This is a genomic window from Halomicrococcus pelagicus (genome assembly GCF_051917725.1).
Taxonomy (GTDB): Archaea; Halobacteriota; Halobacteria; order Halobacteriales; family Haladaptataceae; genus Halomicrococcus.
Genome location: NZ_JBQBLX010000001.1, coordinates 683,304 through 693,772, shown reverse-complemented (window position 1 = coordinate 693,772; position 10,469 = coordinate 683,304). Strand labels below are relative to the sequence as shown.

Genomic DNA, 10,469 nt, shown 5'->3' with positions numbered 1-10,469 from the left:
CGTCACCGCGCTTCGAGCGCGAAGTTCACCGACCACTCGACTTCCGTCGACGGCTCCTGCATCTCCGAACTGTAGCTCAGCGTCCCGTCGACGACGTAGCTGCCGGATTCCATCCCCGGGGTTCCCGGCCGGAGTTCGTACCGCTTCGTCACCGTCTCGCCGGGTTCGACGGGCGTGAGCTTCCCGATGTCACAGACGGCCCGGACGCGCCCGTTCTCCACCTGCGCGCAGCCCTCTTCCTCGTAGTCGCGCCAGAGGAGGAACTGCCGGTCGGCGTCGGACGCCTCGGCCTGGAGGATGCCGAACGGCGGGACGGTACCGCTGAAAATCTCCTGGGTCGTCTCGCCCTCGTTCGTCACGGCGAACGCTATCTCGCCCGGGTCGTCCGGCGCGACGCCCCGGTCTACGGGACGTGCGTCGAACCGCAGTTGCGGCGACGACGACGGCGAGAGACGGTACAGTTTCAGCCCGTAGTGAGTGTGGGTGCCGCCGTCCGCGTTCACGCCCGTGAAGAAAGCGTAGCGCTCCAGCGCGTCGTCGAGTCCCGCCGGCACGTCGTCGGTCCGCAGTTTTCCGTCCCGGATTGCTGCCGCGATGGCCTCGCGCACGTCGGGGTCCGGAAGTTCCGACACGTCGACGATATCGTTCGCGTCCACCTCCGCCAGCGCGGCCTCGCGGGAGTACACCTTCGTCGTCTCCAGCGCGTACTTCGCCGTCGGCGCGACCTTCTCCGTCTCGACCGAGAAATTCGTGACGGCGTACCGCGCATCCGGCGGGACGGCGGTCGTGGTCCCGTCGTTCGTCGTGGTACTGGTCGTTGTTCCGCCGGACGTCGAACCGGCCGGTTCCGGTCCGGAACCGGTTCCGGGCGAGCCGACGCAACCGGACAGCAGACCGGCCGCGACGCCGGTGAGGAGGGTTCTGCGGCGCATACGCGAAAAGACGACTGATATTGGTAAGTATCTTGTCGAGAGTGAAACGGCCGTTGTACCTTCCCCGCCCGACTGGGGAAGGAGCCTCGTGGCGGAGCGGCGTCGACCGCACAGCGAGTCGGGTCATCGATTGCCCACAGTACCCTTGACGACCGCCCACGTCGTCCCGGTATGGAACCGACGCTGACCGAGAGCGAGGAGGGAAAGGACGTCGCCACGCGGGACGGCGAGACGCTCGGAACCGTCGAAAAGGTCGACCAGGGCGTCGCCTACGTCGCGGTCGCCGACGACGCGTCCGACGAGGCCCTGTCCGTTCTGAACGTCGAGGGGGAGAAGTACACCTTCCAGGAGTCCCAGCTGGAGGACGTGACGGACGAGCAGATCGTGCTCGACGCCGACGTCACATAATCAGCAGCGCGAACAGGCCGACGCCGACGGTCGGAACGAGCGCGGCCACGAAGGCGACGGTGCTCCACTTGCGAACCGTGTTCCCGTCGAGCGGCCCCCACGGCAACATGTTGAAGCCAGCGAGCAGGAAGTTGATCTGCGCGCCGCGGTAGCCGACCTCGGAGACGAAGCCCGGTCCGAGGAAGATGAAGGGGAAAAAGAGAACGCCGAGTACGACGTTCGTCGCCGGGCCGGCGAGCGCGATGAGGCCGTTCTCCCGGAGCGTGGCTCGACCGCGGTGGTAGACGGCACCGGGCGCGGCGAAGAGGAAGCCGGCGAGGCCGCCCGCGACGGCGAGAAACAGCATGCCGTAGTCGGCGCGGAACTCGGCGGCCTGCCCGAACCTGATGGCGGTGACCTTGTGCGCGAGTTCGTGCAGGAGGAAGCCGACGCCGGCCGTGACCAGCGAGAGCACGAGCGCCGACAGGAACTGCGACGGTGGCGCGCCTCCCTGCATCAGCGCCCGGACGAGGTCGCGTTCGAGGAAGAACGCGAACGCGACGCCGAGCGCGAGCCACGCGACCAGCAGGTCCCGGAGTTCGCGGCCGCTGAAGTTCACGTGAGCGCCTCCACGATGAGGTCGGCGCTGTTCTGTGCGCCTCGTATCATCAGCTCCGTGATGCGGTCGACGCCGCCGATTCCCGGGGCGACGATGGGGAGCACGACGAAGGGAAACATGAACGTCGCTATCATACTCCCGAGGTTCGTCATGGCGACGATGGCGATGAGCCGGAACAGCGGCACGTCCATCATCCGCGTGACGAGGTCGGAGATGGGACTCTCCTCGTCGCTCATTATCTCGTTCAGCGTCGCAATGTCGGCGACGTTGACCCGGGTGTACTTCAGTTCCACGTAGCCCGCGAACCAGCCGGGTGCGAGCAGCGGGTTGACGCTGGTCAGCCACGCGATAGCGCCGCCGACGAGCGCACTCCCCCAGTGTGCGCCCGCCAGCTTCGCCAGCGAGAACGCGAAGATGCCGTTGAAGAGGAACCAGGCGGCGAACACCTTGATGAGGAAGGCGTTCCGCACGCCGGCCATGAACAGCAGGACGAAGAACGCGACGAAACCGGCGGAGACCAGATAGCCGAACAGCTTGAAGAGCGAGAAGCGCCGGCCCCGTTCCGTGCCGGTCAGCGACTCCATCGGCGGCAGCGTCTCTGGGCGTTCGAGGTACTCCTCGATGCCGGCGCGGTGACCGGCACCGACGACTGCGACGACGTCCTTTCCCGCGTTCCGCAGGTCGACGAGGTTGTGCGCGATGTACGCGTCGCGCTCGTCGATGAGCGCCTCTGCGCCGCCCGGCGAGAAGCGCCGGAACTCCTCCATCATGGCGGTGATGACGTCGCTGTCGGTGAGGTCCTCGACGTCGAACTCCTCGTCCAGTTCCGCCTCGCTCTCGACGCCCGTACCCATGACGAAGCCGGCGACGAGCCCGAAGACGAGACCGACGCCGACGCCGGCCGCGATGGCGACGAGCGAGCGCAACGCGACCGCACCGATGGATTCGAGCGTCGGAGCGCCGACCAGCACGGGGGAGATGGCACCGACGCCGACCGCCGCACCGACGCCGAGGCCGACGAGTGCGCCGCCGGCGAGTACGACGTCGTAGCGTCGAGTGAGACCCATCGAGAGCGCGAACGCACCGACCGCGAGGCCGGCGACGCCACCGCCGACGACGGCCCCGAACAGTTCGAGCGTGCCGGCGCTCGCGCCGAACGTGAGCAACTCACCGACGCCGAGCAGGGGCGCGAAGAAGATTCCGAACAGGAGCGCGAAGAACGTGCCGAGGATCGCACCGCCGAGCAGTCCCAGCGTCAGCGGGTCGGTGACGCCCAACGCGAGGCTGCCGACCATCCGTGCTTTCTCCCGACCGGTCATCCGCGCCCAGAACCGCTGGATGGTCGTCTGGATGTCTCGGTCGACCAGGGCGACGTCGCTACCCTCGCGTTCGGCCACCTCGATGGCCGCCTTCATGTCCGCGCCGGGTTCGATGTCGAACTGCTCGCCCATCCGCGTCTGGACGTACGACAGCATCCAGTAGGCGAGAAACTGGAAGACGGTGTTGCCGTGCAGCAGGTCGGTCGGTTCGAGGTCGTCGGACATCTCGCCCCGCATCTGCTTGTACCGCCCCTCGTCGAGTTCGACCGCGACGGTGTCCGGGCGGTCGTCTTCGACCGCCTCCTCGACGCGTTCGACGCTCTCGGCGGAGACGTGGGCCGTCCCCACGACGCGTACGCTCCCGTCGCCGTTCTCGGACGACGGCGGGTCCTGGTCGGTCATCAGTCCACATTCTCACCCTCCGTTTTTACCGTTGTCGGTGAGAAGACAGTTTTTCACGTCACGGCCACACGGGAATAGAATCGCGCCCTGCGAGGCCGTCTCCGGTCGAGTACCGCGGTCGGCTACCTCGCCCACGTCACTCGTCGGACCTGACCAGGACGCGGCCGTCGCTCTCGACGACGACCTCGTGTTCGGCGACCGTGAAGGATATCTGGCCGGCGACAGATCGCCCTACTCCGTTCGGTCGCGGGCCGAAAACGGTTTCGAGAGCGTCCACGTCCACGTAATGGTGGAGCGGCGCGAGGGACTCCGAGGGCTGCCCGGTCGCCGCCTCTAGCGTCTCGACGACGGTCTGGACGAGCGACGTGTCGTCGCCCCATGAATGCCGGGACGAGGCGATCGGTTCGGGGTTCTCGGAGAGTGTCATTCCTGACATACCAAACACGACGGGGCCGAGCCCCATCCCCGTGTCCGTTCAATGCTTCACTTTTTAAGTGAGGCCGTTGTGCGGAGCGACCTTCTCGGCGTCGGGTCGTCCAGAGGCGCAACGAACTAAGTGGGCGTCACGCGAACGTCCGGCCATGAGCGACAGCGCGACGCTGATGGACTCGTACACGGAGATGACGGAGTTACTCTTGCCGAACGACACGAACAACCTCGGGCGTGCGCTCGGGGGAGTGGTGCTTCACTGGATGGACATCTGCGGAGCTATCGCGGCGATGCGGTTCTCGAATCAGCAGTGCGTGACCGCCTCGATGGACCACGTCGATTTCATCAGTCCCATCGACCTCGGCGAAGTCGCGGTCGTCGAGGCGTTCGTCTTCTCGACCGGTCGGACCAGCGTCGACGTGAAGGTGAACGTCCGCGCCGAAGACCCCCGGACGGGCGAGGAGCGCGAGACGACGACCTCCTTCTTCACGTTCGTCGCGCTGGACGAGTCCGGCACGCCGACGCCCGTCCCTGACCTCGACTGCCCCACGGAGAACCAGCAGTCGCTCCGCGACGCCGCCAAGAAGGAACGCATGGAGGAACTCCACTCCATCGCCGAGCGCATCGAGGGCTGACCCAGCGACCATCGACTCCGTCTTGGCGCGCACGACGACCACGCGGTGGTCCACGTCGGTCGCCGCTCGACCCGTTCGGCGTCACCGACGCCGTCGCGTCCGAGCAACTCGTCGACGCTCTCTACCGCGTACTCTACGTCGGCGAACCGAACCGTCGGAAGAAAAATGTCGGCGTTCAGTAGCCGTCGTCTTTGGTCGTAGTAGTCTTCTTCAACCGCTTTTCGCCGTCCTCCTTCGGCTTCTCGGGTTTCTCTGGCGTCTCAGGCGTCTCCGGCGTCTTGGGTTTCTCCAGCGTGGTCTTCGTCGTCGTCTCTATCGTCGTCGTCTCTATCGTCGTCGTCTTCGTTGTCGTCTCTTTCGGCGTGGTTTCCTTCGGTGTCGTCTTCTTCGGCGTCTCTTTCGGAGTAGTCTTCTCTGGCGTTTCTTTCGGGGTCGTTTTGCGTGGCGTCTCCTTCGGCGTAGTCTTCTTTGGCGTCTCTTTCGGAGTAGTCTTCTCTGGGGTTTCCTTCGGCGTGGTCTTCTTCGGCGTCTCCTTTGGCGTGGTTTTCTCCGGCGTCTCTTTTGGCGTGGTCTTCGTCGGCGTCTCCTTCGGAGTCGTTTTGCGTGGCGTCTCCTTCGGCGTAGTCTTCTTTGGCGTCTCTTTCGGGGTCGTTTTACGCGGCGTCTCTTTCGGCGTCGTTTTCTCCGGCGTTTCTTTCGGCGTCGTTTTCTCCGGCGTTTCTTTCGGCGTGGTCTTCGTCGGCGTCTCTTTCGGCGTAGTCTTACGTGGTGTCTCTTTTGGCGTGGTCTTCTTCGGCGTCTCCTTTGGCGTCGTTTTCTTCGGAGTCGTTTTCTCTGGCGTCTCTTTCGGGGTCGTTTTCTCCGGCGTTTCTTTCGGCGTGGTCTTCTTCGGCGTCGTCTTCGCTGGTGCCGCCGTCGTCGTCTTCTTTTCCGCCGTGGCGTCGATGGCCAAGAACAGCTGGAACGGCACGTCGGCCGGCGCGTCCTCGGGGTTCAGGTACCCCGCGGCGAACGCGGTGTACACCGTGCTCTCGTTGAGCGTGACGTTGAACGTCGCCACGACCTCGCCGGAGTCGTTCGCGGTCGCGGGCCGGACCTCCAGCGTGTAGTCGCCCGCCGGGACCTCGACGTAGTCGGTGGCGTTCTGGAAGGAGACGTTGTCGAACAGCGTCGTGTTCGTCTCCTCGACGGTCACGTCGACGGGTGGGGCGTCCGGCGATGCGTGGAAGAGTCGGACCGAGGCGTTCTGCTCGGGAACGGTGAAGTTATCTTCGAGCACCACCGGTGCGAACTCGGTCGTCGCGTTTTCGGAGATTTCGCCCGTCGCGGCGACTGTGTAGTTGGTGTCGGCCTCGAAGGTGACGTTCCCCGAGAAAACTACGGTGCTCGGGTCGCCCGCCGCCTGAATCGTCACGTTCCGATCGCCTGCGGGAACGGCCGTGTACTCCGTGACGTTGCCGAACGAAAGGTTCTCGACGGCCGTCTCGTTGTCGACCAGCACGTCGACGGGCGGTGCGTCGGGCGACATGTGTGCCACGCGGACCATCGCATCGCCGTCTGCGCTATCCGAATGGTCCGTCGACAGTCCGACGCTCGCTCCGGCGTAACCGACGAGTAGCAATGTTACGAGCACAATACTCAGCGTTCGTTTCGATTTATTCCCCCTCATCGAGTCGCCGATTCGACGGGTCCGTCATTAAAACGGTAAGACCGTCCACAACAGAAAGAGCCCGGTACTCCGCGGAACGGCCCGCTGAACGCACTCGTAACGAGAATTACGGCCGTCTGTTCGTACGGCGGAAATCCCGGTTCACCGGGCGAAGTTCGGTGCCGAAGGTCAGTAACCGCCGTCGGTCGTCGTGCCGCCGACGGTGGTCGTGCCGGTCACCGTCCCCGCGACGGTCGTCGTTCCGGCCGCCGCAGTCGTGCCGGTCGCTTCCGTCGTCTGGGTTCCCGTCGCTTCGGTCGTCGTGCCGAATTCGGTCGTTTGCCCGGTCGTCGTCCCCGTCGCGGTCGTCTCGTTCGCGGCCTCGGTCGTCGTCTCCGCTGCAGTCGTCTCGTTCGCCGCGCCGCCGGCGTCGACGACGATTATCGGCTGGAACGGTACGTCGGCCGGCGCGTCGTCGGGGTTCAGGTATCCCGCCGCGAACGCGGTGTAGACGGTACCGCCTTCGACGGACAGGTCGAACGTCCGGACGACCTCGCCGGAGTCGTTCGCGGTCGCGGGCCGGACCTGAACCGTGTAGTTGCCGGGGGCGACCTCCGTGTACTCCGTGGCGGTCCGGAAGGAGACGTTGTCGAACAGCGTCGTGTTCGTCTCCTGGACCGTGATGTCGACGGGCGGCGCGTCCGGTGAGACGTGAACGAGCCTGACCGAGGCGTTCTCCTCGGGGACGGTGAAGTCGTCTTCGAGAACCACCGGCTCGAAGTCGGTCGTCCCCTCGTCGGTGACCTCGCCAGCGGCGACGATGGTGCGGCGCGATTCGGCGTCGAACGTCAGTTCTCCGGAGAAGACGACGGTGCTCGGGTCGCCCGCCGCCCGAATCGTCACGTTGTGCGCCCCGGCGGAGACGGCGAGGTAGTCGGTCACGTTACCGAACGAGAGGTTCTCGACGACCGTCTCGTTGTCGACCAGCACGTCGACGGGCGGGGCGTCCGGCGACATGTGCGCCACCCTGACGTTCGCGTCACCGTCGCCGCCCTCCTGCGTTCCCGCCGCTGTCGTCTCGGTCGTCGTCTCTTGCGCCGCGAGGACGCCACCCACTCCGGCGTAGCCGACGAGCAGCAGCGTTAGTCCGACTGCGACCGTTCGTGTTAGTGTGGTTCTCCTCATTTCGCACTACCGTCCGGCGGTTCCCGGCATAAAACGCCATGACCGTCCAGCGACGAGCGCCGCGTATCGGCCTTCTTTCGGCGCTCATAACGAGGATTACGGCCAGTTAGGTGCAGATTCACCGGCGCTGCAACTCGACGGCGGCGGAGAGCCGATTTGCGCGTATCGTCGGTGGAGTTCGCATCGGTAGTGGGAAGGACGGTTCGGCACTGTGACGAACCGTGCTCGCTGAAGGAACGCTTATCCGCGGGTCTGTCCTATCGGGGCGTATGGGACTCGACGTTGCGGTGCCGGACCCGCCAGAGCTACGGGCCGAGGCGGACATCCAGCAGTACGAGGACGTGTCAGTCGACGGTGAGACGGACTACCGACGCGACGAACTGGAGACGTTCCTGCGCGAGGGCGCCTGGACCGAGGCGTTCAACCAGTGGTCCGAGCACACCGACCTCGACGAGCGGGAGTTCGAGACGGCCTGCGACCTCGACCTGTTCTACGAGTTCGACTTCTTCTGGGACGACTTCGCCGACCGCGTCGGCTACCACGCCCCGGGCATTCCGGAGGACTGGCAGGAGCGGGACGTCCACCCCGACCTCGACTCCTGGAACGCCGTCTCCTCCATCAACGCCGCCCTGACCGAACTGGGTCAGACCGTCTGCGACGTGCTCGAACGGGACTACGTCGACTGGGAGGCGGAGTTCGACGCGCCGGACGACCTGCCGGAGTTCGACCAGTAGACTCCGGCGGGCGTCGGTCACCGGAATATCACGCCCTCGGTTCGGCCCTCCAGAACCACCTCGTCGTCTCCGTTCCGGCAGACGAACGTCGCCGCCATCTCGTACCGGTCGTCGTGCTCGTCGACGCGTTCGACGCGCGACTCACAGGAGACCTCCTCGCCGACGTAGACGGGCCGCCGGAACTCGAACTCCATCGACCGCGCCACGTAGTCCATGTCGCCGCCGATCTTCGTCGGGAGCGTCGCCGTCAGTAGCCCGTGGACCATCGGACGGTCGCCCTCGTGGTGGGTTCCCTGGTCACCGGAGAGGTCGGCGAACTGCTCGACCTCTCGTTCGGTGAACGTCCGCGAGTACGTCGCCACGTCGCCCTCGTCTGGTACGTCGACCATGGGTCCGGGTTCGCGACCTCCGGAATTACTCCTTTCGAAGTCGCCACTCAGTCGGCACGGTCGGCGCTCTCCTCCAATCCGGTCAGTCGACAGATACGTGTTCATTTATATCCCCGTGGTCACACAGTCCGCGTATGGCTTCTCCGTTCGACGGATGGCCGATACGGGTCGCCATCCCGGTCGGCCTGGTCGTCTCGCTGCTCGTCGTCTGGGCGCTGGACCGTCCGAACGGTCGCTGGAGTGCGAGGCTGCGGAAGCGGTTCCTGCTCGGCGTCCCCTGGGGAACGCTGGTCTCGGTCACCTTCGTCGTCGGCGTGTACCTGTTCGTCCAGCACGGCTGGGAGCACTGGCGCAACCCCGTCACGGTCGCGTTCGCGTCCTGGTCGTACCTCTACCCGCTCGGCGTCGTGCTCGGGCCGTTCTCCCACGCCGGGCCGGGACACCTGCTGGGGAACGTGACGAGCACGCTCGCCGTCGCGCCGCTGGCGGAGTACTACGTCGGCCACTACCCGACCCGGCGCGGCGAGCAGTCGTTCGGGTCGTGGCGGACGAACCCCTGGCTTCGCGCGTTCGTCGTCTTCCCGCTCGGCGTCGGCGTCGTCGGACTCTGCACCAGCCTGTTCGCCTGGGGACCTATCATCGGGTTCTCCGGCGTTCTGTTCGCGTTCATCGGGTTCGCGCTCGTCCGGTATCCGCTGGGAACGGTCGTCGCGCTGTCGGCCCAGGGCGTCGTCCAGACGGTCTACCAGGCGCTCCAGAACCCGCTGGTGGTCCAGGGTGCCAGCGCCAGCTACTCGAAACCCTGGTGGTTCGGCATCGCCGTCCAGGGCCACGCGCTCGGCTTCTTCCTCGGGGTCGTCGCCGGTCTCCTCGTCCTCCGGTTCCGCGACCGGGCCACGCCGCCGGCGCTCCGGACGTGGACCGGGACGCTGCTGGTGGCGACGTCGCTGTCGCTCTGGGCGCTGTGGTGGTACCGGGGCGTCGAGACGTACGTCCTGTTCCGCGGGCTGGGCATCGTGTTCGTGCTGGCGCTGGCCACGCTCGTCACGTTCGCGGTACGGACCCACGATGCTACCTCGTTCGGACCGGGCGCGCGGCAGGCGGGGACCGTCCTGGTGTTCGTTCCGCTCATCGTCATGGCCGGCGTCGCGGCGCCGGTGAACCTCACGACCGTCCAGGGCGACGGCAACGTCGAGGGTGCGACCGGCGTGCAGGTGCGCGACTACACCGTACTGTACGCCGAGGACGTACCGAACCAGAAGGTGAGCGTGGTCGACGTCTCCGTCGGCGGGGAGACGACCAGCGTCGACACCAGCGGCGTCATCGTCGTCAACGAGGGGCGGGAGGTGTGGACCCGCGAGGTGACCAAAGGACAGCTGGCGTTCGCCGGAAGGAGGGCCGTCCGCGTCGGCGGGGTCGGCTGGGCCGAGACGGTGTTCGCGCGACGCATCGGCTGGTCGGCGGTCGGCGGCGGCGCCGCGTACCAGGTCTGGTTGCGTCCGGCCGACGACGGGTGGCGCCACGCGTACGCCTCCGACCCGGCGACGGCCGACCCCGTGGTAGCGGGCATGAACGTCTCCATCGTTCCGGCGGACGACCCCCGGAAGAACCCGTTCCGCCTGCGGCTCACCAACGGTAGCACGACGGTCGCCTCCCGGCCGCTACCGACGGCCAACGTCACCGTGTCGGCCGAGGGGGTCCAGTTCACCCGCGAGAACGACGTCGTCTACGCCCGTGTCGACGACACCCGGGTTCGCGTGGCGAAGAAGGAGAGCTACAACTGACCCGCC

The 10,469-nt window shown here is 66.4% G+C and carries 11 protein-coding genes; 4 read left to right on the top strand and 7 right to left on the bottom strand.

What is annotated here, in order from left to right:
* Positions 1–2 precede the first annotated feature (2 nt).
* Positions 3–932, bottom strand: a complete 930-nt coding sequence (locus ACTF4R_RS03745) for a DUF8130 domain-containing protein (protein WP_440006329.1) — start codon at positions 930–932, stop codon at positions 3–5.
* A gap of 171 nt (positions 933–1,103) precedes the next feature.
* Here ACTF4R_RS03745 and ACTF4R_RS03740 point away from each other — a divergent pair, with 171 nt between their 5' ends.
* Positions 1,104–1,340, top strand: a complete 237-nt coding sequence (locus ACTF4R_RS03740) for a hypothetical protein (protein WP_440006327.1) — start codon at positions 1,104–1,106, stop codon at positions 1,338–1,340.
* On the opposite strand, the gene ACTF4R_RS03735 is transcribed toward ACTF4R_RS03740, so the two are convergent.
* From ACTF4R_RS03735 to ACTF4R_RS03725, 3 genes are all read right to left on the bottom strand, one after another.
* Positions 1,333–1,938, bottom strand: coding sequence for a zinc metalloprotease (locus ACTF4R_RS03735; protein WP_113275855.1), 606 nt, complete (start codon positions 1,936–1,938; stop codon positions 1,333–1,335). The two genes, ACTF4R_RS03740 and ACTF4R_RS03735, sit on opposite strands and share 8 nt — an antisense overlap.
* Positions 1,935–3,659 (bottom strand): TraB/GumN family protein, encoded by a 1,725-nt coding sequence (locus ACTF4R_RS03730; RefSeq protein WP_440006326.1) that lies wholly within the window; start codon positions 3,657–3,659, stop codon positions 1,935–1,937. Before ACTF4R_RS03730 ends, ACTF4R_RS03735 begins: the two co-directional genes overlap by 4 nt.
* A 136-nt stretch (positions 3,660–3,795) precedes the next feature.
* Positions 3,796–4,095 (bottom strand): HalOD1 output domain-containing protein, encoded by a 300-nt coding sequence (locus ACTF4R_RS03725; protein WP_147253150.1) that lies wholly within the window; start codon positions 4,093–4,095, stop codon positions 3,796–3,798.
* A gap of 145 nt (positions 4,096–4,240) precedes the next feature.
* On the opposite strand from ACTF4R_RS03725, the gene ACTF4R_RS03720 reads away from it, so the two are divergent.
* Entirely contained in the window at positions 4,241–4,723 is a 483-nt protein-coding gene (locus ACTF4R_RS03720) for an acyl-CoA thioesterase (RefSeq protein WP_113275852.1), read from the top strand.
* A 175-nt stretch (positions 4,724–4,898) separates the two neighbouring features.
* On the opposite strand, the gene ACTF4R_RS03715 is transcribed toward ACTF4R_RS03720, so the two are convergent.
* Both ACTF4R_RS03715 and ACTF4R_RS03710 read right to left on the bottom strand, forming a co-directional pair.
* Entirely contained in the window at positions 4,899–6,269 is a 1,371-nt protein-coding gene (locus ACTF4R_RS03715) for a DUF4397 domain-containing protein (protein ID WP_440006324.1), read from the bottom strand.
* Positions 6,270–6,560: 291 nt separating this feature from the next.
* Positions 6,561–7,556: a DUF4397 domain-containing protein gene (locus ACTF4R_RS03710; protein WP_440006322.1), complete on the bottom strand. Its 996-nt coding sequence runs from the start codon at positions 7,554–7,556 to the stop codon at positions 6,561–6,563.
* A 269-nt stretch (positions 7,557–7,825) separates the two neighbouring features.
* Here ACTF4R_RS03710 and ACTF4R_RS03705 point away from each other — a divergent pair, with 269 nt between their 5' ends.
* Entirely contained in the window at positions 7,826–8,290 is a 465-nt protein-coding gene (locus ACTF4R_RS03705; protein ID WP_440006320.1) for a DUF7992 family protein, read from the top strand.
* A gap of 17 nt (positions 8,291–8,307) precedes the next feature.
* On the opposite strand, the gene ACTF4R_RS03700 is transcribed toward ACTF4R_RS03705, so the two are convergent.
* Entirely contained in the window at positions 8,308–8,679 is a 372-nt protein-coding gene (locus tag ACTF4R_RS03700; RefSeq protein ID WP_440006319.1) for a hotdog domain-containing protein, read from the bottom strand.
* A 134-nt stretch (positions 8,680–8,813) separates the two neighbouring features.
* On the opposite strand from ACTF4R_RS03700, the gene ACTF4R_RS03695 reads away from it, so the two are divergent.
* Complete coding sequence (locus ACTF4R_RS03695) at positions 8,814–10,463, top strand: rhomboid family intramembrane serine protease (RefSeq protein ID WP_440006317.1); 1,650 nt, start codon at positions 8,814–8,816, stop codon at positions 10,461–10,463.
* Positions 10,464–10,469: the final 6 nt, after the last annotated feature.